This is a genomic window from Paenibacillus endoradicis (genome assembly GCF_024721975.1).
In genome coordinates this window covers 137,144-161,505 of sequence record NZ_JANQBB010000009.1, presented here as the reverse complement: position 1 = coordinate 161,505, position 24,362 = coordinate 137,144, and the positions used below count along the sequence as shown (strand labels likewise).

The following is a 24,362-nucleotide window of genomic DNA, read 5'->3' as shown; positions in this document are numbered from 1 at the left end:
TTTGGAAAACGAAAGAAAGTAAGCGTTTTCCGGTTGACGACTGTTATAAATTCTGATATATTCTATGTACAAACAGTGTGTATCGTTACACATCGCTATTAGTTAGTTATTATGATACTTGACAGGAGATAATGCCCTATGCGTAACAGCATGTTCTATAAGCAACTAGAAGAAAGTGGTATGATTCATCGTCCTTTACCGCTAGATGAAGCAGAATACTTTGAGAATAATATTAAAAATACAGTAGTAAATGCCTTTAGAGTGCTAGATGAGTGTAACAGTCTTGATTTTTGGGAGGTTGATAGAGCAGCGCAAATGTCAATAAGCTCTGACTATCTCCTTGATGAAAATCAAAGCATTAAATTTATATCTCCCACAAGGTTTGATCATTGGCCGGGTAGCTACGCACGAATTTACTATACACCTTATCTCACTCGGATCGTGAATAATGAAGATTGGACAGATTTTGATCGTATTTCCTTAAGTATTCGTCCAGAAATGCCTGGCTTTAAGTTTGTAAGCTTACATATTCAGCTTGTGAACGAAGGTGATGAGCCAGTTCCGGATCGATATGAACGTGAGGGCTGTCACAATATTAATCTGAAAAATCATGAGTGGAATCATGTAAGTATAGAAATTCCAAACGTGGCTAGAGATAAAATTACCGCCTTTAAAATTGGTTACGATATGGTAGGCAATGAAACAGAGGCAGTAGACCATGCCTGCTTCTACTTCTCACATATTAAATTAGAAAAATTGGAAAAAACTGCGAAGTGGATAGGTTGGGAACCAGAACAAAACGAAGTTATTTTTTGTGGAACTGGGTATCAAACAGGTTCAATTAAGAGAGCAATAGCACATCATTCGCTAGCGAATCATTTTAAAGTAGTGGATGCCAACACTGGAAAAGTTGTATTCGAAAGTGAACTAGATCGGATTGAGAATGAACAAGGGAAATTCGCGATTATGGATTTCTCAGAAGTGAAAGAGGAAGGTAACTATTTACTTGTATGTGGTGAGACGATTACACGTACCTTCCCTATTGCGGATAATGTCTGGGAAAATTCGATTTGGAAGACGATCAATCTGTTTTTCGCAGAACGATGTGGATATGAGGTGCCAGGCGTACATAAGTACTGTCATGGTAACGTCCTCAATCATCATGGTGACAAAAGCGTCGTAGCAAATGGTGGATGGCATGATGCAGCAGATATGTCACAAAATTTGACCAATACAGCTGAAGGCGTTTACTCCTTCTTCCAAGCAGCCATTAATCAAAAGGATAATGTTCAATTATTCGAAAGATTAATCGAAGAAGGGAAGTGGGGGCTAGATTGGATGCTTCGTACTCGCTTTGGTGATGGCTATCGGACAATGGGTAGTGGTGGTTCAGTCTGGACGAGTAACATCATTGGTAGCTGCGATCAAATGAATAGTGAAGCACAGAACCTTGCAATTGAGAATTTCATGGCTTCTGCAGCTGAAGCATTAGCAGCGGTGGTACTGAAGGACGCCGATCCTGAGCAAAGCAGATACTTAAAGCAAGTTGCAAAAGAGGATTGGGGTTTTGCATATGAGAAGATCGATTTTGAAGAGTATACCGAGGCTATGGATCCAGCTCGAGTATCCTCACCGGTTCTTCTATATAGTGTAGGTGTATTAGCAGCCTGCCATATTTACGAGACAGATGGTGATGTATTTTATCTGAATAAAGCGATAGAGATTTCGGAGAGAGTGATGGCATGTCAGCAGCTGGATTATCCTGATTGGGATATACCAATGACTGGATTCTTCTATAGAGATGAGAAGAAAGATCAAATCCAACATTATAATCATCGATCGCATGAGCATGAACCGATTATGGCGCTAAGTCTATTATGTAAGTTACTTCCTAATCATCCGAACTGGACACGTTGGTATCATTCCATTGTTCTTTATACCGAATATTGTAAACAATCCATAGCGATTACATCTCCGTATGAGATGAGTCCAGCTTCAATATATCACGAGGATGAAGCGGATAAGGATGCTGAGCTTTTCTTGAAACAGCAAGCGTTCGCACATCCTGGTATGCTCGACGAATATAAGGAGCAGGTTAGAAATGGTATGGCGCTAGGGAAAGGCTACTATTTAAGAAGATATCCGATTTGGTTCAGTTATAGAGGAAATAGTGGTCTAGTACTTGGTACTGGTAATGCTTTATCTTATGGAGCGAGTATTCGAAATGATTATGAACTTGAGCAACTTGCTCAGAGACAATTGGAGTGGATCGTCGGTAAAAATCCATTCGGACAATCGTTGATGCTTGGTGAAGGGTATAATTATGCAGCTCAATATGTGTGCTTACCTGGTTCATTGAGTGGCTCTCTATGTGTTGGCATACAAAGCTATCGTAATGAGGATGTCCCATATTGGCCACAAAGTAACAATGCGGTATATCGTGAAATGTGGATTCATCCTAGTGTTCGCTACTTGTTATTAGCTAGTCATATTAATAGAAAATCTAAAGTATATGGATGGTTATCCGAACATGCAGACTCGTCATTAAGAGCAGTATGTATGCTTACAGAAAAAGAATATAGCGTCCAAACGGCGATACGTACAGGTGAGTTCAGTCTAGAGCTTCCAAGTGGTCAGTATATGTTCTACTGCGACGAAAAGTTTACACAGTTAACGCTTGTAAATGGTTCTGAGTATGAACTTACGAACGAATTTAATAATTACACTGTTAAGTACGAGTTAATTGAGCAATCCATTCATATTGAGATTTTAGTAACGGGTGATAAAGAAGTTAACTTTGAATGTCGTGCTAACAATGTGCAAACAGTCCCTGTTATAACGGCTACTCCAGGTCATACAACCAAGCATACTGCAGTAATAGAAAGCAATAATAAACCTTGGATTCTTGTTCTTGTACCAGATGGTATCATTCAAAATAAAATTGAAATTCGTTCAAAATAGGCGGTGCATGATTTGGAAAGAACGGTACTTGGTGTAGATCTTGGTGGAACAAAACTTCTAATTGGTCAGGTGAATAAATCGGGGGTAATACTGCGAAGTAAGCAGTATCCCTCAGGATTTCTAAATCAGGAGCAAGCGCTAAGGCTTATACTGCTTTCATTAGAAGATTATATTTCTACAGTAGGGTTTGTTGAGCCCTACCCTGAAGTAATGGGTTTAGGAATAGTGGGGCTCGTTGATCAAAGCAGTGGTAAATGGATCATGATTGATCCAGATCGTAAAAATCCGATATCGATTACTAGCATATTAGAGGAGCGCTTCCAGATGGCAGTTGGCATCGATAATGATGTTAAGGCAGCCACTCAAGCTGAGTTAAGGTTCGGGCTTGGTCAAAGCAGTAAAGATTTTATTTATCTAAATATCGGGACAGGTATTGCCGCTGGTTTTGTTACAGATGGCAGCTTAATTCGAGGATACCAGAATGATTCAGGTGAGGTCGGTCATTTATCGGTAGACTATCGAAGCAATACGCCTTGTGTTTGTGGACGCTTTGGTTGTGTAGAAGCGCTCGCATCAGGTGGAGGGATGGATAGAAGAATTAAATTACTCGGTAAGAGATATCCAGAATCGCCACTACTCAAACTCGCTGCCCTTGGTTTTGTTGATGCAAGAGACATATTTGGTCTTGCTGATGAAGGTGATCCACTTGCGACTCTTATAGCGCATGATGCGGTGGATGCAGCATCAGAGCTTATTGTTAACCTAGTACGAGTAACGAATCCAGAACTTGTTCTATTAGGCGGAGGAGTTGCGGGAAGTAGTTGGATGCGTAGAGAACTACCGAAACGACTTCACATTAGAGTTATGAAAACGGTTCATAAAGGAGTGCAGTTATCTCAGTTAGATCCAACAGTAGTAGGTTTAATCGGTGCAGCAGCAGTAGGTTTTACGAAGCAAGACCAGTTATCTCAATAATTGTAGCGCTAAAAGGAGTGTATACACTATGAAAAAACAAGTTGTAATTATATGGAACGATTTCTATCATCCGAAAGAAGTGATTGCTCCTGCTATTCAAAAGCTATTCACAGAAGAGTGGGAAGTTACAACGACTGAACGTCTACGAGATTTAATTGAGATGGAGAAAAGTCCAGATCTTGCGATTCTGTATACGAATGGTCGCCCTGACGGAGAGGCAGACATTTCATTTGAAGAGCAAGAACTTGTCATTAAAAAGGTTGAGGCTGGCATGGGAATTCTGTTCTATCATGCAGGTCTTGTGCTCATTGACGAACAGAGCCCGTTCTTTTTGAAGTTGAATTCGGGTAGGTTTGTTCATCATCCTGAACAAACGCCAGTTACTGTTACTCCTCTTTTGAATGTTGAGCATCCCATCACGAAGGGAATACAGCCTTTTACACAAAAAGATGAGCATTATTTTTGTCAGATTGATATTACTAGAACTAATCTTCTAGCATGTGCAACTTCAGTTGATATTACAGCTGCTAGTGTTTGGTGTCATGCATATGGTTCTGGTAAAGTAGCAGCAATTAGTCAAGGTCATACGCTTGAAATGCAGAATGATTCAGAAATGCTTAAACTGGCAACTAACACCATTAATTGGTTAACACAGAGCGAGGAGACTAATGCATGATGAAATTAGCTCTAGCAATGTACACCGTATATGGAGAGCTTCAGAAAAATCTAGAACAAACGCTCTCAACTATTAAAAAAATGGGCTATCAGGGTGTCGAGTTCTATGGTGAGACTAGATGGTCAGCAGTCGAAGTAAAGCGCCTTCTGGAAGTCAATGAACTAGAAATATGCGGCTGGCATGTTGAGTGGAAACTATTACAGTCTGATACAATTGCTGAAACACTTTTGTATCACAAAGAGCTTGGCAATCCAAATATTATTATTCCATGCTTGGGTGGGCCATGGAATGTAGCGCATACTGCGGAGGAAAATAATAAGGATACTTGGCTAGCCCATGCCAAAAAAATGAATGAAATCGCAGAGCAAGTTGAAGCAGAAGGTATGACATTGGGTTACCACACCCATGCCCATGAGTTTGAAGATGATTTCGATGGCATCACGCCATGGAATATATTGCTTGAGCATACGAAAAAAACTATTTTCTTAGAGCTTGATACTGGAAATTGCTTAGAGGCTCATTATGATCCTGTAAAGGCTATACAGGAAGCATCGGGAAGAATCAAGGTTGTACATGCTAAGCCATATAGTTTGGAAGGGGGGATTGAAACGGCAGTAGCCTCACCAGTTGATCTTAATCCATGGATAAGTATTATCGATCACTGCCACAATGAGCATTGTCAATGGCTTGCGATTGAGAATGAAGCCGAAACATTAGGTAATAAATTAGAGGTTGCTGAACGAGATCTGAAAAGTATACAACTTGTAATGAAAAGAATGACACCGCTTTCAAAAACAGAATAACTTTTGATGTATATCAAATAGGGGGAATAAGCAAATGAAGAAAACATTAGCTATTTTAATGACATTTACCTTACTTTTTGTATTGACAGCATGTGGATCATCTTCACAATCAGCTACTGGAAATAAAGACAATGGTAATACTCAAGGTGGTAAGAAAGAAACGGTGACGCTAGAGTTCTGGACACTATCATTGCAACCTACCTTTACAGATTATATTAACGGTATTATTAAAGATTTTGAAAGTGAAAATGAAGGAATCAAGATCAAATGGACAGATCTGCCGTACGATGCGATGCAATCTAAATTAGTTGCTCAAATTGCTGGAAGCAAGGCACCTGATGTTGTAAACATTTGGACAACGCTATTGTTAGGTATGGCTGGGAAGGATGCTTTAGTTGATCTGAAAACAACTGCAAGTGCAGAACAGCTAGCACCTTATCTGGAAAGTCTTACAAAATCTAATATGATCGGTGATGGAATGTACGGTATTCCTTGGTATGTAACTCCTCCGATCTCTACTTATAACACAGAATTAATTCAAAAAGCTGGATTTGATAATCCACCAAGTAACTACAAAGAAATGCTTGCTATGGCAAAACAAATGAAAGAAAACACTGGGGCATTCCTATATTTCCCTAACGAGATGGCACAAGTGCTATACAGTAACGGTATTGAAATATTAAGTGCTGACAAGAAATCAGCAGCATTTAACACACCAGAGGCACTAGAGCTTTTAACTGAAATCAAAAAAGGTGTAGATGAAGGTTGGATGCCTAAAACGGATTGGAATAGCTGGGATCAAATGATCAAGCTATACGCACAAGATAAGCTAGCACTAATTAGCCTTGGAGCACAAACGGTAACAAGAATCGAAAATGAAGCACCAGGTTCTGTTAGTAAAACTGCTGTACGAGCACCGCTACTTGGAAATGCTGGTATTGCTCAAGGTGCCCTGCAAAGTCTAGCTATTCCTAAAGCATCTAAGCATCAAGAGGAAGCGATTCGCTTCGCGACATTTGTAGCAAGTGACAAATATTTATTGGAATTTGCAAAGCTAGCAGCTATTATGCCAACAACGCAAACTGCTTCAGCAGATCCATTCTTCACATCTGATACAGAAACGTTGTCTGGTCAAGCGCGTGCTGAGGCAGCTAAAGCTACTGCGGTAAGTTTTGATTTGGGTCTAGGCGTAGAGAAGGAAAGTGAAGTTACTTCTACAATCAACGGTATGTTCGAATCTATTATGCAAGCTAACAAAGATCCTCAAACTGTATTAAATGATGTAGAAGCTAAAGTAAATGAATTGTTGAAATAAGTTGTTTTGGAGCTGACAGACTGTAGAGCTGTCTATCAGCTCCATCTTTAAATGTCCTTTGTTTGCCTCATTCTAGCGATGAGTGTAGCGGACTACACAATGAAGGAGATGAATCATATGGCACGTATTAGCGCCGCTTCAAGCCATATTCCCACAAAGAATGACGTTAGGCCAGTGAAAAAAGTGAATAAAAAACTTCGAATTAGTATTATTGCCTATCTTTTCATGGCTCCAGCGTTAATTCTAGTAGCATTATTTGTTATTTATCCAATCGTATACAGCATACCACTTGCTTTCACAGACTATTCAGCGATAGGTGAAACACATTATGTGGGGTTTGATAATTTTAAGCGCGCTTTCCAGGATGAAGAATTTTGGATTGCTATGAAAAACTCTGCTCTTTTTGTGGCTTGTGTGCCTGTATTGCAAATTCTATCTATTTTATTGGCAGTGGTAGTCAACACTAAGCTACGAGGTATCGTGTTCTTTAGAGTTATGTATTATATACCTGTAATTACATCTATGATTGCTATTTCTATTATGTGGAGTTTTATTTTCAATCAGGATGGAATAATTAATAGTTTGTTACTCGATATGGGGCTCATCAACTCACCTATATATTTTCTAGCTGATACGAAATATGCGTTATTTTCTCTTATGTTTGTTACGATTTGGCAAGGTCTTGGTTATTACATGATGTTATATTTGGCTGGGCTACAGTCTGTTCCGGCTGAATTACATGAATCGGCAATGATAGATGGAGCGAGCAAAAGTGTAGCGTTCTTCAAGATTACACTTCCAATGCTACAACCGTATATTTGGTTCTGTACATTATTTAGTGTACTATCAGCGCTTGGTGTGTTCGATGTCGTATTTGCAATGACAAAGGGTGGTCCAGATGGCGCAACTATGGTTATGAATCTCTATACTTATAACAAAGCGTTCAGTTCCTTTGAATTTGGTTATTCTGCAGCAGCAGGATTAGTTATGAGTGTTGTTACGACGCTCTTCAGTTTATTAATCTTTATTTATGGTAGAAAGGGCGGATCGAACAATGGCTAAAAAAGCGCTCTTATATGTCATCTTAATTATTGTTGCCATAATATGTGCCGGACCTTTCTTTTGGATGCTTAGTACATCATTCAAAGGTAATGAGAACATTTATGAGATGGCATTAATACCTCAGAATCCAACTTTTGCTAACTATGTGGGCGTTGTAGAATTTTTACAGCTACACAAATATATATGGAATACATTATATATGACCTTCTTTGGTATTTTACTAGATGTAGTTTTTGCATCCTTATGTGCATATCCGCTTGCCAAATTTGATTTTTATGGAAAAAAGTGGGTCATTTCTATTTTGCTTGTTACGCAGATTCTTCCAGCTGCAGCAGGGTTGATTGTCAATTATATCACAGTAGGTGCACTTGGAATGATGGGAAGCTATTGGGCTGTTATTATACCAAGTTCAGTGGCAGTATTCAGTATTATACTGTTTCGCCAAGCATACTTCTCAGTTTCGAATGAAGTTCTCGAGGCAGCTAGAATCGATGGTGCATCAGAAATAAAAATCTGGTATCGCATAATGGTTCCTCAAATTATGCCTACAGTATCTACTGTTATTATTTTTGATTTTATTAACAAATGGAATAACTTCCTATGGCCAATCATTGTACTCGATACGGATAAATATCCTATCGCCGCAGCACTAAATAATCTTAAAGGGGCATTTAACTTCCAATTTGGTTATATTGCTGCAGCAACAATAATTTCTATCGTTCCAATCATTATTGTATTTGTTTTCTTCCAAAAGAATTATATTAACTCTGTTGCAGGGGCAGTGAAAGGATAGAATTGAATATGAAAGATGCAAAACCAAGTGTTCATCATATTGGTATGACCTCTTATAATTTTGATCAAACAATAAAGTTTTACCAAGAGGGTTTAGGTTTTACTATTAAGCATATGTGGGGCCGCGATAAACAAGTTTATATGATGGATATGGGAGATGGCGCTTGTATTGAAGTTTTCGAAGGTGGACAAGAGGAGACTCCTCCGATGGGGCGCTGGTTACATGTAGCGATACGGACTAACGATATTCAAGCAAGCTATCAAAGAGCAATTGCAGCTGGTGCTAAGCCCAAGCTTGAACCTACTTATGCAGATATTTTGGAAGCAAAACCAAAACCTGTTTATATGTATTTTGCTTATGTTATCGGATTTGATGGAGAAGAGATTGAGTTTATTCAAGAGCTTGATTCGGAGCAGTAGAATTGATCAAATAAATTACCTAATTATCAAAAAAGGGGAGTTTACAGTGAGGAAAATTCGCGTAACCGTTTTTTGTGAGCATAATCAGGATAAATACGAGCCTGTAAAAAGTGTGTATCCTGACGGAATGCATACAGCGATCGCAGAAGCTTTTGAAGACAGTGAATTTGAAGTTACGATAGCTACTCAAGATATGCCCTTGCATGGACTAAGTGATGAGGTACTTAATAATACAGACGTACTATTTTGGTGGAGTCATATTGATAATAATTTATTAGATGATGGCGTAGCTAATGCTGTATGTAAACGTGTTGTACAAGATGGTATGGGCTTTGTAGCTCTACATTCTGCTACGTTCTCTAAACCATGGCAACGTTTATTAGGTATTGAGTTCGAAGCGGGTGAATGGGGACGTTTTCGTACAATGCCTAAAGGTGAGAAAGAAAGACTATGGGTCATAGCACCAGGACATCCTATTTGCCAAGGAATAACTGATTGTATCGAAATTCCAAAGGACGAAATGTATGGAGAACCTATGATCATTCCTGATCCAGATAAATTATTATTTATCGCATGGTGGGAAGGCGGAGATGTTTGCCGTAGTGGAGTTCTCTATGATCGTGGAAGAGGTAAAGTTTTCGGATTCACACCAGGTCATGAAACTTTTCCAATCTATTATCAAGAGGAGATTCGTAAAGTGCTTCGAAATGCCGCAAGGTTTATGGCTCCCGATCCGCAAATGATTATTCAGTCAGGCGAAGGTCATTTGTCTGGTGACCCACGAGAAAATCTAACACATTGCATGTAGTTCATATACAGATGAATTCCATCAAAAAATATAACGAGATGGATAAGGAGGATCAGGATGGAGATCAAACCAACGATGAAGTCATATATTCTCGAGCAGGAACAAATGACTACAAATATTTTAAGTCAATATCCAAGTAATGTAGATGAGATTGCTAGACAGGCTCTTGGAAGAAAGCATTGGATATTGCTTGCAACAGGCTCAAGTATTAACGCTGCTCAAAGTGCTCGTTATTATGTTGAGAAAATGACAGGTGCGATTTTAGATGTAAGAGAACCATTCCATTTCACCAATTATGATCGATTGTCAGATCATATTGATTATATTGTCGGAGTTTCTCAAAGTGGTCAATCTACGTCAACTATCGGAGCACTGGAGAGAATTAAACAAGAAAGTGGACTTCCGATTGCAGCCTTTTCCAGTGATGTACAAAGCGCCATGTCTGAAGTTGCAGATATTATGGTAGATGTAGGCTGTGGGAAAGAGAGAGTTGGCTATGTCACGAAAGGTTTCACGGCAACGGTGTTAACTTTGATGCTTACGGGATTACGAATAGGTCAATTGAGTGGTAAGGTTACTGAGGATGAAGTGCAGAGACAGTTGAATCAGTTTAACCTTGCATGCCGCTCTATTAATCGTATTATTACTAAGACTGAGAGTTTCTACGAACTGTTTAAAGACGAGCTTCTAGTAGCGTCAAAGTTTACAGCTATAGGATATGGACCTTCTGTTGGAACGGTAAATGAGTTTGAAACGAAATTTATTGAGACGGTTCGTGTACCAACAAGAGGTATAGAGCTAGAAGCATTTATGCATGGTCCATATTTGGAAGTTAATAAAGAGCATCGTATTTTCTTTATTGAGACGGAAAGTAAAGTTCGAGATCGCATGATACGATTAAAGCAATATGAAAGTAAGTACACTCCTTATACGTATGGTATCCAGCTTGAAGCCTCGAGCGATGCTCGTACGATTGGATTAGATCTCGATATTAACGAATGGATGGCGCCGCTTATTCTTGTCATACCGTTCCAAGTGCTTGCGTACCATGTTGCAGAGGACAGAGGAAATAATCTTAGTCAGCGAATCTATACAGATTTTGGAGTGGCGATGAGTAGTAAAACGGCACCTGGAGATTATGTGTAGAATAAAGAGACGTTTTCTTGGTTAAAACATATCGGTGAAATTTGTTTTAATATTCTACTATTTTAATAGGCAGCATTTGTTCATTGGTAATATGAACAGATGCTGCCTTATTTATTACCATAGTTCAAAATTAATCTAGCGCGATATTCCTTTAACTTTATTGAGTTGAAACCATTCTCCATCAATTCGAATGACTCCCCTTTTGGCATCGATATCCTCGATCATTCCAATGAGGCGTAAGTCTTCATATTCGTCAAATAATTGCAGTTCGATCATCGCATGTTGCGATTTTGAAATAATAATATCCTGTAATAACTGATCATAGTTATCATTGTAAGTTGTAAATGTGGAGCTAATTTGTTGCTGTGTTGTACATAAAGTAATGTTTTCGTTCATTGCTATCACCTCATAAATCATTATATACGAACATTTGTTCTATATCAATGATTTGTTCTGTTTTAATGGTTTAAGGTGAATTCATTAATAATACAATAATAGGGAAAATTTGGTTGACAAATGTATAATATCTAATACGGTATTTAACAAGTGAGGAGATGATTTTATGACTAATATTAAAGTAGCTAAGGGTTCAGAAGATAGCAATGCTGCTCAGTCCAAACTTGATATTATTCCTAACTTTTCTCAATTTGAGAATACGTCAATTAAGATAAAGAGAAAGCTTATCATGATTTTATGGCTGCACAAAATATACGTGACAATATATTTAAGATCATTAAGCCAATCTGGATGGGGGTGTTGATATTACTTGGAGTAACTGCCCTAGCGGGTTTGATAATACTAGTATCGGGAATTCCGCATAAGATCGATAAACAATTATCAGCAGTACAATTTCGTATGGACGATGATTCGGTTGTGGAAAATACAATAATAACGATTCAAGGTTCGTTTTATAAACGATGGTTTTCTGATTATAAATTCGAAGGATCATTTATCGTTAACAATTATGAGTTTACAAAAACATATAATAAAATTGAATTAACCCTTAGTAAAGGTGAAGCAAAAAGTGCAGAGGGGATATTATATTACAGTTCAAGTATAAGTGGAAGTCCGAGTACGGTCTTTTTAGGAGTTATTACAATGTCTGATGATTTTGAAAAGATAAGCATAAATATATTAGAACCAATTGATAGTGATTCCAAATCGACGAAAGACTTATGGATAGCGGCACCAGCAAGCACAAGAGAAGAAGCGCTATTATTATGGAATGAGTTGCATTACTAATAATTCAGCTCAAACAGCAATTATTCAAAAGAGTTATTTATTATGGGATTATATTAATTAAATTCCAATAATAAGAATTTGTGGTATTGTTATTACTATAATAATTCTAAATAGTAGAGGGGTGTTCCTGTGAAAAGATTCATTCTTGGCTTTGTATGTGCAGCAATAATTTTTGGAGCAAACTCGACTTACGCGGCTTCAACTGTAGAAACGATTAAGGCATGGTTAAGAGGAGAAATCACTGTTACTAGTAATGATAACCTAATAAAACTAAACAATACTCCATTAATGTACAACAATACAACATACTTATCGGTTCGAGATATCGCAACAACATTTAATCAAGATATTAAGTGGGACAAGGTAACTAATACCATAAAATTGACAACAAAGCACGACGGTAGTATTAAATATGATTCGGAAACTGGGACAGCTATATATGGAAACAAACAACCTGATTTCATTTTTAATTATTTTGCTAATAATCATGAGCCAGCAATTGTAGTGAATGATGAAATTTATATAAATTCATGGTTGGCTACAGAAAAATTTAATATGCCTATAAGTATTATGGATTCTGGTAAATCATTCTCGGTGGATACGATTAGTTCTATTGAATCATATGCTCAAATTAAAAAGTATCCTCTTACTGAACATATTAACTATATACAACCAGGAGATGGTTTTTATTATAATGGTTACATTTATTTGAGAGAGAAGATTGTAGAAGAAGCGAGTTTGAAACGCACCAATGTGAATATTTTTACAAAAGAATATAATTATCTAGAACAAAATATAACTTATCAAGACGATGAAACAACTATGATGGTCACGATGAATTCGATATTACAGAAAAAGTTTACTGACTATACCGAATACTCGATTTCATATACACTTAGAAATGCTAATCATTTAACGCAAACTGAAGGCTCGTTCAGATTGTATCTAACCAATGGTCAATATTTGAAACAGTCGGGCCATTTTGGATATATTAGCTCTGGAGATGAAATCAAAAGAACCTATACTTTCTCAGTACCTAATGATAAAGTGTTGTTATGCATTGAATATAATGGAAAAATTTCATTTTCGAAGCAAGTACCAAGTGATGATTCTTTAAAGTGGACGATTAAGTAGAATAGAAATGCAGTGGCATATAATCACGTCACTGGTATTTTTTGAGTCTTAGTTATTAGGTTAATAATAAAATAGGTTGAAATATGTTATGCATAATTTCAATGGAGAAAACATTTGACAAAGTAAAATACCCATGATATTATTATCTCAAGTTTAAGATTTTTAATTTAGAGATATATATGATGCACACTATCATTTTATCGCTATGTATTATATAGCATCGATGTGATAGTTATAAGTGAACAAATCCTTGTCGACTAGTAGTTATAGGAGGAATTCATGTATATCTGTCATATATCTTAAATTAAAGATATGTTATCAATTGTATTCATACTGGGTATGATAACAACAATATAATCGGCAGAAATGAGGGATGTAACAATGGTAAATGAATTAAAAGGTATTCATCATGTTACGGCGATTACAAGTAGTGCAGAGAAAAATTATGAGTTTTTCACGTATACATTGGGTATGAGATTAGTAAAGAAAACAGTTAACCAAGATGATATTCAAACTTATCACTTATTCTTTGCAGATGATAAAGGTTCTGCTGGAACTGACATGACATTCTTTGATTTCCCGAATATTGCTAAAGGGGTTCATGGAACGAATGAAATTTCAAAAACGTCATTCCGCGTTCCTACAGATGCTGCCTTGCAATATTGGGTAAAACGTTTCGATCGACTAAAAGTTGAACATAGCGGAATACTAAAACAATTCGGTAAGAAAACATTATCTTTCGTCGACTTTGATGATCAACAATATCAGCTAATTTCAGACGAAAACAACAGCGGAATTGAATCAGGCACTCCGTGGCAAAAAGGTCCTATTCCATTGGAATATGCGATAACTGGACTAGGTCCAATCTTCATCCGTATTGCAAACTTCAAATATTTTAAGGAAATGCTTGAGAAAGTTATGCTTTTCCGGGAGATAGCACAAGAGGGTAGTTATTACTTGTTTGAAGGAGGTCTAGGTGGAAATGGAGCTCAGATCATAGTTGAGCATAATGAAAGCTTACCACCTGCCAGACAGGGATTTGGCACAGTGCATCATGCTGCTTTCCGCGTTGAGGATCGCACTGTCTTAGATGAGTGGACAGCAAGATTTGAAAGCTTTGGGTTTAACACCTCGGGATATGTTAATCGACATTTCTTCGAGTCTTTATATACACGAGTTGCACCTCAAATTTTATTTGAACTTGCAACAGATGGACCTGGCTTCATGGGAGATGAGGAATATGAAACGGTTGGTGAAAAGTTATCACTACCACCATTCCTTGAATCTAAACGTGAGCAGATTGAGAAGCAAGTTAGACCTATTAACACAGTAAGAAGTACAATCGAATTTACGAAGGAGTAATCAGAGTACAATGGGTTTTTTAAGTAATTTATTTGGTACAAACAAAAAAGATGAAAACAATGGAGGAGTTCAAATGTTAAAAATTGGTATAGTTCTAGGTAGTACTCGTGAAGGTCGCGTTAGTCCACAAGTTGGTGAATGGGTGAAAAGCGTAGCAGACAAACGTAATGATGCACAATATGAAATTATTGATATCGCAGATTTCAAATTACCACTATTAGGTGAAGCAGGAGGCGACGCATCTGGAGCGGGTGCATGGTCTGCGCGCATTAAAGATTGTGATGGTTTTGTATTTATCGTTCAAGAATATAATCACTCCATTACTGGAGCTTTGAAAAATGCATTAGATTACTTGCGTGAAGAGTGGAATAACAAAGCTGCTGGTATCGTTTCTTATGGATCTGTAGGCGGAGCACGTGCAGCTGAGCATTTACGTGGTATTCTTGGTGAATTATTAGTTGCTGATGTTCGTGTACATCCAGCGCTTTCTCTATTCACTGATTTCGAAAACGGTACAGTATTCAAACCTAAGGAAGTTCAAGCTGATTCTGTTAATCAAATGCTTGATCAAGTCATTCCTTGGTCAACTGCGCTGAAAACAATTCGCTAATTGAAAAAAGTATATAAAGCTTAATATGGATGAAAAAGCATGTGCACTTCAAAATGCACATGCTTTTTTGTGTTTTGAAGGTAAACGTTCTATTTAACAAAACTAATGATCGAAAGCGATGAGTTAACCAAACTAAGCAAATGAAAAAAATAATTAAACCGTTATTTAACCTTCTCACAATATAACTGCCAGAAATGATACTTGATCATAAATGAGCTAGTACTAGTCAATGTAATCATGTTTCGATATGATGAGTATATATTATGTCTGTAGGAGGCACTCATGACATTACAACAATTAAAGTATGTACTTGAAATTAACAAGCGTGGATCAATGAATGAAGCGGCTAGATTTCTATTCATCTCACAACCGAGTCTTTCTAATGCGATCAAAGAGCTTGAGAATGAACTTAGTATTACAATTTTCGAGCGTACCAATAAAGGAATAACATTAACTCAAGAAGGTATTGAGTTTCTTAGTTATGCCCGCCAAGTTGTTGAGCAAGCTGAACTATTGGAAAATCGCTACTTGGATGCTGCACCATCTCCACAACATTTCTCTGTATCTACTCAGCATTATGCTTTTGCCGTAAACGCATTTGTACAACTTGTGAAGCAACATGGGCAACTGCAATATGAACTAGCGCTTCGTGAGACAAAGACTCATGAAATTATTGAAGATGTAAAATCGATGCGAAGTGAGATTGGTATACTGTTTCTAAATGATTTCAATCGTAAAGTTATTTCGAAATTACTTAGAGAAGGGAATCTAATGTTTCATCGTTTATTTATTGCTAAGCCCCATGTATTTATAAGTGTCAATAATCCGTTAGCGAAGCAATCGTCTGTGACGATGGAAGATCTAGAGGAATATCCATATCTCAGCTTTGAGCAAGGAGAATATAACTCGTTCTATTTCTCCGAAGAAATATTAAGCACTGTTTCTCGTCCGAAAAGTATTAAAGTAACTGATCGAGCGACTTTATTCAATCTGCTTATCGGTCTGAACGGTTATACCATTTCATCAGGCGTTCTGAGTAAAGATCTCAATGGTAATGATATTATACCTGTACCACTTGAAATCGTTGATGACATTGAAATCGGCTGGATAGCGCATAAAAATGTGAGTTTATCACATTTGGCGGAATCATATATTGAAGCATTACATCATCATATAGAATAATTAACAAATAAACCGCTTATTATAGCTTTAAACTATATCTAGGTATAGTTTATTGGCGTTACTTATGATTAGCTTGGCTATGGTAATCTTGATCCAACGACTAAGAGAACTGCGGTTATAGTAGAAATGACTAGCAAAAGATCCGCAATCAGAGGAGAGCTTATTTATGTGCACTAATCACAATTCACCATTTAAAAATGATGTCGTAGGTAGTTTCTTACGACCAGAAATATTAAAACAAGCTCGTCAACAGTTTCTAGCTGGCTCTATTACAGCTGAACAACTGCGAGCAGTAGAAGATCAAGAAATAATTAATCTTGTAGCGAAACAAAAAGAAGTTGGATTACAAGCTGTAACGGACGGAGAATTTAGACGTTCATGGTGGCATCTTGACTTTATGTGGGGTCTAGATGGCGTTGAAAAAGCAGGAGTACCTCAAGGTTATGTATTCCATGGTGTAGAGTCTCGTCCAGAAACTGCACGTGTATCTGGTAAAATTGGATTTAGTGCTCACCCATTTATTAACGACTTCAAATTCTTGCAAGAAATAGCGGGCGAAAGTGCGATTGCTAGACAAACAATTCCTGCTCCTGCCCAACTTTTGCTTGAACTTCAACGTTTTGAAAACCAAGAAGCATTACAACAACATTACCCTAATTTCGATGAACTCTTGCATGATATCGCTAATGCTTATCAAGGTTTTATTAAAGCGATTTATGCTGCGGGTTGCCGTAGTTTGCAAATCGATGATTGCACTTGGGGTATGCTTTGTGATGAATCATTCATTAAAGCAAGAGAAGCAGAAGGTGTATTTGTCGGAGATATCGGTAAAGTATATGCTGAGCTGAACAAGTATGCAGTAGCTAATTTGCCAGAAGATCTTGTTATCACATCTCATGTGTGTCGTGGTAACTACAAATCCACTTGGGCGGGTGCAGGTAGCTATGATCCAGTAGCGAATACACTATTCAGCATTACAGATTATGATGCTTTCTATCTTGAATTTGATACAGATAGATCAGGTTCATTTGAACCATTAAAACATGTACAAGGTCAAAAAATTGTTCTTGGTTTGGTATCTTCCAAAATCGGAGAGCTCGAAGAGAAAGAAGCGATTATCGCTCGTATTCACGAGGCTGCACAATATGTTCCTCTTGATCAACTATGTTTGAGCCCACAATGTGGTTTTGCTTCTACAGAAGAAGGTAATATTCTGACTGAAGAGCAACAGTGGAACAAATTGAAATTCATCAAAGAAATTTCAGAAGAAGTATGGGGTAAGTAATCCCCATGAGAAGACTACTTCGTAGCATACGCTTCTAATCTCCATCGAAAAGTTTGATTCGTATAAGACACTTTTAATCTACACAAAGATCAATTGACATAGAAAATTAAGCTGCCCTCTTAAATAGAAGGCAGCTTTTTACATTCAAACAAATTTGCTTTATTGGTTATTATAATAATTTGATTACTTATTATTAGTTACTCTCCATCTTCGTCCATTTACGATTGTGGTTTGAAGTATTCGGAAATTCGTCACCAGCAGACAATGATATTTTCTGCGGATTATTAATTCCCATAATGCGGTCATTTTCGCCAATTTCGATATAATGAGCGGTATTGGGTGCTTTTTCACCTGCACTGAATTCTGTTTTTTCTCCCATTCATTCTCACCTCCACATAAGTATCCATAGTATGAACTGCAGCATGATGAAATATGTACAATTGCTCGACCAATACTTACTAAAGAAGTAACTATGGAGTAAGTTGAAATTCATTAAAGAAACATTAGTAGAAGTATGAATCCCCATATAAAAAGGCTAATGCTCTGGTGTCGATATGAAGTCGACGAAAAGCATTAGCCTTTATTTTATAACGAAAAGATAATTTATTTGGCAAGATCAATTAATATTTCGGAAAGTGAGTTTAGTTCTTCAACGCTCGCTGTAACTTCTTGTGTTGCAGCTGCTTGTGACTGAATCATCAATGTACTTTCAGCAACCTTGTCTGCTACGGTTTGAATCGATTGATTAATCTCTTTCAAACTTTGCTCAATATTTTTGACCGCATCGCGGCTATGTTGAGCTAACTTGCGAATTTCATTGGCAACAACGCCGAAACCAAGTCCATGATCACCGGCACGTGCAGCTTCAATTGCAGCATTTAGACCAAGTAAATGACTTTGATCAGCTACTTCTTCAATTAATTTAGAGATGTCCGCCGTTTGTTTCGCTTGCTGGCTTATTTGTTTCATAAGTTCAGAAGTATGTTCTTGGGCTGTTGTTAACGCTTGAGCTTTATCTGCAATATCAGTAACTGAGACAGAAATCTGTTCCAAGGAAGCTGCAAGATTGGTAGCTGTACCAATAAGAGCCTCCTTCTGAGCTAGTGACCATCCTACGCCGAATGATCCTATGATTTCGCCTTCATCGTCGGTAACAGGCATCGTGACTGCCTTGAATGCCATACCTCTAACCTCTTTAGGTATCTCAACATAGTATGTTTCATTATCACGCATCGATTCATACAGTCCATCACCAGCAATAGTGGGTTCTCCAACCGCAGTAACAAACATGGATGGATCTGCTTCTAAATAGATAAATTTTTCGCGATCGGTAATTGCAATCATTGTTGCTTCATTTTTATAAAGTTGTTGTAGTAATGGAGTTACCTTGAGTAACGCTTCTAGCTGATTCATAAATGCCTCCAATATAGTCTATTATTGTATGTAATTAATATTATTCGACAATAACAGACTAATTCCTTTTCGTGGAAAATGGATAATAGGGCAGTTTAAGAAAAATTGAATAGAACTCTGCGAGCGGTATTAGCCTTTAGGGGGGATTTTTATCTAATTTCACTCAGTCGTCCCATCAAAAAACTGCTCAAGTGAAATCGTCAAGCTTTCATCAGTGATATAGTACTTTTTCTTAAAACTATTAGGAGAGAAGGCCATCTTGAGCTTCTCTCCTTCATATAGTTCTACTGCATAGCTGAATCCATCACGTTCGTCTTGATCAGAATCAAGTGTGAACGTCTCATCCTTTATCGTTTCTAGTAAAGACACAATATGTTCTGCGTTCAAATCAGTAACAGTCCAATCATCGTTTTTTGCATATATTCACACTCCTGAAGAATACCAATATATGCATATTAGACGAAACTTAAGGGAGAAGGTTGCGATTAGCCATTTCGCTTGAATTGACTATTATATAGATCATGGTAGAAGCCATTCTCAGAAAGCAAGTCATCATGACTTCCGCGTTCAATGATGGAACCGTCTTTAATAACTAGTATTTGATCCGCATCACGAATCGTACTTAGGCGATGGGCAATAACAAAGCTTGTCCGACCGGCCATCAATTTCTTCATGGCAGCTTGGATATGCATCTCTGTTCGTGTATCGATACTACTCGTTGCCTCATCCAGTATAAGGATAGCAGGGTTAGCGAGAACTGCTCTAGCAATCGTCAGTAGCTGACGTTGACCTTGACTAATATTGCTGCCTCCACTTGATAATATTGTGTCATAACCAAGTGGTAACTCCTTGATGTAACGATGAGCGTTTGCAATCTTGGCTGCTTGTTCTACTTCCTCATCGGTAGCATCTAAGCGACCATAACGAATATTTTCTCGAATAGTTTCGGAATATACATAAGGATCTTGGAGGACAAGACCAAGTTGACTACGTAATTCATCCTTCTCAAATTGATGTAGTTCTTGCCCGTCAATCCATATTTGCCCTTGCTGTATATCATAAAATTTTGTAAGTACATTAATGATTGTAGTTTTTCCTGCTCCTGTCGGTCCAACAAATGCAATCGTTTGGCCTGGCTTAGCATGTAGCGTTATATCCTTCAGAATCGGAGTATCTGGTTTATATCCAAATTGAACTTTTTCGAATCTTACGTCACCAGTAATTGTTTTTTTATTCTGGTTCAATTGTGCATCAGTATATTCATCCTTCATATCTATCACTTCGAAGACACGCTCAGCACCTGCAACAGCGGATTGTACCATATTGAACTGATTAGCTAGGTCATTAATTGGACGTTGAAATTGCTTTGAATAATTAACGAATGCAACAATAATACCTACGGAAGTATAATCATGGAATGCCATCCAGCCACCAACGGCAGCGATAAGTGTAAAGCTACTATGGTTCAATACATTCATTGTCGGTCCAATTAACCCAGAGTATATTTGCGCAGAAATACTACTTTTCGTTAACGTACTGTTCAGCTTGTTGAAATGTTCTTCAACAACTTGTTCTCTAGCGTATATTTGAACAACCTTCTGACCAGAAATCGTTTCCTCTATAAAACTATTCAATTCACCAAGTTTTTTCTGTTGTTCAGAGAATTGTTTGCGAGTATAACCTGCTACATATTTAGTGAACAACATGACAACTGGAATCGTAACCATACTGATCAACGTTAACCAAACATTAAGATATAGCATAATCGCTAACGATCCAATTAAAGAAATAATGCTGGAAAGTAATTGTGTAGTCGTTGAATTCAATGTTACGGAAACATTCTCAACATCATTCGTCGTACGACTCATAAGCTCACCATGAGTGCGCGTATCGAAGAATGAAATAGGCAATTTCTGCATCGCATTGAATATGGCTTGGCGCATGTCTCTTACTGTAAATAATGAAACTTTGACCATCATATGTTGTTGAATCCATGCAGTTAGCGAGACGCTAATATATACAATGAGTAAAACTATTGCGCATTGTACAAGTCCATTCCAGTTACGAGGAATAATATAGTCATCGATTGCGACACCTAACAGATAAGGAGCTGCAAGGGAGAGTAAAGTCGTTACTATTGTAAATATAACAACGATGATTAGACCACTGCGATTAATAGAAAGGTAGTTCCATATTCGCTTCAACGTAGACCATGTATTTTTTGGCTTTACTTTCTTCATTCCGATATGACCTTGAGATCCGCCGCGCATACTAAAGTCTGGAGTAGAAGGGGGTGGTGTTCCTGTTGACTTACTCATAGCTAACCTCCTCTTGTCCAAGTTGCGACTGATAGATTTCACGATATTGCGGTGAATGAACGATTAATTGTTCGTGCTTACCTTGAGCGACAATTTCTCCATGTTCCATTATTAGGATTAGGTCAGCATCAATGACAGAACTAATTTTCTGAGCAACGATAAATGTCGTTCGGCCATGCATAAGTTGACGCAGTGCTGTTTGTATATATCCTTCTGTACGAGTGTCAATTGCACTTGTACTATCATCTAAGAGCAATATAGCAGGCTTCATTAATAATGCTCTTGCAATCGAGATCCGTTGTTTCTGTCCACCGGAAAGGTTGACCCCACGTTGTCCAATCACTGTATCGTAACCATCTTTCATCGCAACGATAAACTCATCAGCTTGAGCCGCCATCGCAGCAGCAATCATCTCTTGCTCTGAAACTTTAGGTCTTCCGTAGCATATATTTTCACGTATAGTACCAGAAAACAGAATCGTTTCTTGCAATACCATCGCCGTTTGAGATCGAAGACTAGCGAATGAATATTGTTTGACGTCAATTCCATCGATAAGAATTTGTCCTTCTGACACATCATATAGTCTTGGTATTAGTTGTAGCAAGGTGGATTTACCTGATCCAGTTGCTCCGATAATAGCAATTTTTTGACCTGCTTCAACTTTGAAATTAATATGTCGTAACGTATCACTAACTTGATCTGATCTGTAGCGGAATGACACGTTATAATACTCGACTTGTCCCAAAATTTCTCTATCCTGCATCGAGGTTTCGATAAGATCTGATTCTGTATTCAACACTTCTAGTACACGATCAGCACTAATCTTCGCACTACTTACACGCACGAGATGCATCGCCACGGAAGATACCGCAAATAGTACTTGTGTCACGTAGTTAATAAAAGCTACTAAACTACCAACTTCGAATGATTCATTAATAACATCTTTGCCGCCTAACAATAATACAGCGATAATACTGACATTCAAGATCATCGATAATATCGGAGCATTAATAGATACTAGTCGTTGTGCTTTAACGGATTGAGTTGTAAAATCATTATTCGCTTTACCAAACCGATCCTTTTCGTATTGGCGTCTAACAAATGCTTTAGACACGCGCATACCAGCTAAATTCTCCTGTAAAACAGTATTAATTCGATCGAGTCTTGATTGTGCTTTTGTGAACAGAGGTAATGTCCCGCGAATGATGAAGAACATAACGATGAAGAGTATAGGGACGGAAATAGCGACTATGATTGCTAGTTTAGGACTAATGAAAACTGTCATCACAATACTGCCGATCATCAATAACGGAGATCGAACAAGTACTCTCAATAGCATTTGTACCACGTTTTGTAGTTGCACAATATCATTCGTTAATCTTGTTATTAGAGAGCCAGCTTCTAATTGATCAATATTACGGAATGAAAAATTTTGAACATGATGGAAGACATCCTGCCTCAAATCTTGACCAAAGCGCATTGAAGCATAAGAAGCAAAGATGGTACAGCCAACACCACCTAGTAGTCCTATAATTGCAGCGGCAATCATATATAATCCAGTTTGTAGTATATGTGATTGTGAACCTGCCATAATACCATGATCAATAATTGTTGCCATAAATAACGGCTGTAACAAGTCCATACTAACTTCCAAAATCATAAATGATGGAGCTAGTATTGCTGCTACCCAGTGGGGACGAATGTATTTGAATAACTGTTTCATACAACACCTCAATATCTTTCACCAAATATGTATACTGCTTTACAGTGACAAATTTAATTGTACTGTAATTAGACATTGTAGGTATAGTTAGATTTTTAGTTCGAAGCGATAGATATAGATTGAACGTAAGGAAGATTGTGGTATTAATCGTGCACGAAGTATAAATTATGATCAGTTAAGTTCATTCAGTGTTTTGATCAACTCATTTACAATAAAGATATAGAGAAAAATAGCGTCATAACCTGATAAGCTATTGGTTATTGGAGAGTGAGAGAGATGAGAAAGCCATTGATCGGAGTACTACCACTGTATGATGAACAGAAGGAAAGTTATTGGATGTTACCTGCATACATGAAAGCCCTCGAGGAAGCGGGTGCGATTCCAGTTATGCTTCCGCTAACTGTTGATCAAGCGAATTTAGAACAAATCGCTACAGGCATGGATGGTTTACTGTTCACTGGCGGGCATGACGTGGACCCATCGTTATATGGGCAAGAAAGATTGGAACAATGCGGAATAAGCATACATGAACGTGATGAGATGGAGAAAAAACTATTTCAATTAGCGCTCGCTGTAGATTTACCGTTGTTAGGTATTTGTAGAGGAATTCAAATTTTTAATGTTTTACTTGGTGGAACATTGTATCAAGATTTACCATCTCAATTGAAAAGTCAACTTAAGCATATTCAAAAACCTCCCTATGCAACACCATCACATGAAGTTGAAGTACAACGGAAAAGTTCGCTATATCGGATTGTTGGGAAAAATCGGTTAGCTGTGAATAGTTATCATCATCAAGCGATTGATATTCTTGCTCCTGGTTGTAAAGTGATGGCTACTGCTAAAGATGGTATTATTGAAGCTATTGAACACCCTGCATACCGCTACTTAGTAGCAGTCCAATGGCATCCCGAGTTCTCATATGTTGTTGATAATGTAAGTAAAAAGATTTTCAAAAGTTTTGTAGAAGCAGCTTCATAGTTAATTTCAATGATAAGGTTGTGAATAAGTCCCATGTTGCCAATGATGGCGAGCATGGGACTTTTTTTGTTTTCATGAAACTCTCAGTTAGCGATAAGGTTGAACTCAGCATGCGAATTTACAATAAGTTTATAAGCTATCGTTAGAAAAACAG

At 37.6% G+C, this 24,362-nt stretch carries 24 protein-coding genes; 18 read left to right on the top strand and 6 right to left on the bottom strand.

What is annotated here, in order from left to right; all coding sequences use genetic code 11:
* Positions 1 to 138 precede the first annotated feature (138 nt).
* The 10 genes from NV377_RS23975 to NV377_RS23930 all read left to right on the top strand — a co-directional run bounded on the left by NV377_RS23975 (position 139) and on the right by NV377_RS23930 (position 10,958).
* On the top strand, positions 139 to 2,961 hold the full coding sequence (locus NV377_RS23975) for a glycoside hydrolase family 9 protein (RefSeq protein ID WP_258203352.1): 2,823 nt from the start codon (positions 139 to 141) through the stop codon (positions 2,959 to 2,961).
* A 12-nt stretch (positions 2,962 to 2,973) separates the two neighbouring features.
* Entirely contained in the window at positions 2,974 to 3,936 is a 963-nt protein-coding gene (locus NV377_RS23970) for an ROK family protein (RefSeq protein WP_258203351.1), read from the top strand.
* 28 nt (positions 3,937 to 3,964) lie between these two features.
* Positions 3,965 to 4,612 (top strand): ThuA domain-containing protein, encoded by a 648-nt coding sequence (locus tag NV377_RS23965; protein ID WP_258203350.1) that lies wholly within the window; start codon positions 3,965 to 3,967, stop codon positions 4,610 to 4,612.
* Entirely contained in the window at positions 4,609 to 5,415 is an 807-nt protein-coding gene (locus tag NV377_RS23960) for a sugar phosphate isomerase/epimerase family protein (protein ID WP_258203349.1), read from the top strand. The genes NV377_RS23965 and NV377_RS23960 overlap by 4 nt, the downstream gene beginning before the upstream one ends.
* 34 nt (positions 5,416 to 5,449) lie before the next feature.
* Positions 5,450 to 6,730 carry an ABC transporter substrate-binding protein gene (locus NV377_RS23955; RefSeq protein WP_258203348.1) on the top strand — a complete coding sequence of 427 codons (1,281 nt, stop codon included), beginning with the start codon at positions 5,450 to 5,452 and terminating at the stop codon, positions 6,728 to 6,730.
* Between the two features lie 117 nt (positions 6,731 to 6,847).
* Complete coding sequence (locus NV377_RS23950) at positions 6,848 to 7,792, top strand: carbohydrate ABC transporter permease (protein ID WP_258203347.1); 945 nt, start codon at positions 6,848 to 6,850, stop codon at positions 7,790 to 7,792.
* Positions 7,785 to 8,585 carry a carbohydrate ABC transporter permease gene (locus tag NV377_RS23945; RefSeq protein ID WP_258203346.1) on the top strand — a complete coding sequence of 267 codons (801 nt, stop codon included), beginning with the start codon at positions 7,785 to 7,787 and terminating at the stop codon, positions 8,583 to 8,585. Before NV377_RS23950 ends, NV377_RS23945 begins: the two co-directional genes overlap by 8 nt.
* An 8-nt stretch (positions 8,586 to 8,593) precedes the next feature.
* Complete coding sequence (locus NV377_RS23940; RefSeq protein WP_258203345.1) at positions 8,594 to 9,004, top strand: VOC family protein; 411 nt, start codon at positions 8,594 to 8,596, stop codon at positions 9,002 to 9,004.
* A gap of 46 nt (positions 9,005 to 9,050) precedes the next feature.
* Positions 9,051 to 9,812, top strand: a complete 762-nt coding sequence (locus NV377_RS23935) for a ThuA domain-containing protein (RefSeq protein ID WP_258203344.1) — start codon at positions 9,051 to 9,053, stop codon at positions 9,810 to 9,812.
* Between the two features lie 63 nt (positions 9,813 to 9,875).
* Positions 9,876 to 10,958: an SIS domain-containing protein gene (locus NV377_RS23930; RefSeq protein ID WP_308860222.1), complete on the top strand. Its 1,083-nt coding sequence runs from the start codon at positions 9,876 to 9,878 to the stop codon at positions 10,956 to 10,958.
* 135 nt (positions 10,959 to 11,093) lie between these two features.
* Here the strand turns inward: NV377_RS23930 and NV377_RS23925 are convergent, their stop codons facing one another.
* Positions 11,094 to 11,354, bottom strand: coding sequence for a hypothetical protein (locus NV377_RS23925; protein ID WP_258203342.1), 261 nt, complete (start codon positions 11,352 to 11,354; stop codon positions 11,094 to 11,096).
* Positions 11,355 to 11,520: 166 nt separating this feature from the next.
* Between NV377_RS23925 and NV377_RS23920 the strand changes: the two genes are divergently transcribed.
* From NV377_RS23920 to NV377_RS23890, 7 genes are all read left to right on the top strand, one after another.
* Positions 11,521 to 11,718 (top strand): hypothetical protein, encoded by a 198-nt coding sequence (locus NV377_RS23920; RefSeq protein WP_258203341.1) that lies wholly within the window; start codon positions 11,521 to 11,523, stop codon positions 11,716 to 11,718.
* Complete coding sequence (locus NV377_RS23915) at positions 11,715 to 12,200, top strand: hypothetical protein (RefSeq protein ID WP_258203340.1); 486 nt, start codon at positions 11,715 to 11,717, stop codon at positions 12,198 to 12,200. Before NV377_RS23920 ends, NV377_RS23915 begins: the two co-directional genes overlap by 4 nt.
* 129 nt (positions 12,201 to 12,329) lie before the next feature.
* Positions 12,330 to 13,334, top strand: coding sequence for a stalk domain-containing protein (locus NV377_RS23910; RefSeq protein ID WP_258203339.1), 1,005 nt, complete (start codon positions 12,330 to 12,332; stop codon positions 13,332 to 13,334).
* Between the two features lie 381 nt (positions 13,335 to 13,715).
* Positions 13,716 to 14,696 carry a ring-cleaving dioxygenase gene (locus tag NV377_RS23905; protein ID WP_258203338.1) on the top strand — a complete coding sequence of 327 codons (981 nt, stop codon included), beginning with the start codon at positions 13,716 to 13,718 and terminating at the stop codon, positions 14,694 to 14,696.
* Positions 14,697 to 14,706: 10 nt separating this feature from the next.
* The gene (locus tag NV377_RS23900) at positions 14,707 to 15,306 is read left to right on the top strand and encodes an NADPH-dependent FMN reductase (RefSeq protein WP_258203337.1); all 600 of its coding nucleotides are present in this window, start codon (positions 14,707 to 14,709) and stop codon (positions 15,304 to 15,306) included.
* 282 nt (positions 15,307 to 15,588) lie between these two features.
* A complete protein-coding gene (locus NV377_RS23895; protein WP_258203336.1) occupies positions 15,589 to 16,488 on the top strand; it encodes a LysR family transcriptional regulator in 900 nt (299 codons plus the stop codon).
* A 166-nt stretch (positions 16,489 to 16,654) separates the two neighbouring features.
* Complete coding sequence (locus NV377_RS23890; RefSeq protein WP_258203335.1) at positions 16,655 to 17,773, top strand: 5-methyltetrahydropteroyltriglutamate--homocysteine S-methyltransferase; 1,119 nt, start codon at positions 16,655 to 16,657, stop codon at positions 17,771 to 17,773.
* A gap of 193 nt (positions 17,774 to 17,966) precedes the next feature.
* Here the strand turns inward: NV377_RS23890 and NV377_RS23885 are convergent, their stop codons facing one another.
* The 5 genes from NV377_RS23885 to NV377_RS23865 all read right to left on the bottom strand — a co-directional run bounded on the left by NV377_RS23885 (position 17,967) and on the right by NV377_RS23865 (position 23,227).
* Entirely contained in the window at positions 17,967 to 18,152 is a 186-nt protein-coding gene (locus NV377_RS23885) for a YjzC family protein (protein WP_258203334.1), read from the bottom strand.
* A gap of 224 nt (positions 18,153 to 18,376) precedes the next feature.
* A complete protein-coding gene (locus NV377_RS23880; protein ID WP_258203333.1) occupies positions 18,377 to 19,186 on the bottom strand; it encodes a methyl-accepting chemotaxis protein in 810 nt (269 codons plus the stop codon).
* Positions 19,187 to 19,345: 159 nt separating this feature from the next.
* On the bottom strand, positions 19,346 to 19,573 hold the full coding sequence (locus NV377_RS23875; RefSeq protein ID WP_258203332.1) for a hypothetical protein: 228 nt from the start codon (positions 19,571 to 19,573) through the stop codon (positions 19,346 to 19,348).
* Between the two features lie 98 nt (positions 19,574 to 19,671).
* Complete coding sequence (locus tag NV377_RS23870) at positions 19,672 to 21,504, bottom strand: ABC transporter ATP-binding protein (RefSeq protein ID WP_258203331.1); 1,833 nt, start codon at positions 21,502 to 21,504, stop codon at positions 19,672 to 19,674.
* Positions 21,497 to 23,227: an ABC transporter ATP-binding protein gene (locus tag NV377_RS23865; RefSeq protein WP_258203330.1), complete on the bottom strand. Its 1,731-nt coding sequence runs from the start codon at positions 23,225 to 23,227 to the stop codon at positions 21,497 to 21,499. The genes NV377_RS23870 and NV377_RS23865 overlap by 8 nt, the downstream gene beginning before the upstream one ends.
* Positions 23,228 to 23,503: 276 nt before the next feature.
* Between NV377_RS23865 and NV377_RS23860 the strand changes: the two genes are divergently transcribed.
* The gene (locus tag NV377_RS23860) at positions 23,504 to 24,208 is read left to right on the top strand and encodes a gamma-glutamyl-gamma-aminobutyrate hydrolase family protein (RefSeq protein WP_258203329.1); all 705 of its coding nucleotides are present in this window, start codon (positions 23,504 to 23,506) and stop codon (positions 24,206 to 24,208) included.
* The last annotated feature ends 154 nt before the right edge of the window (positions 24,209 to 24,362 follow it).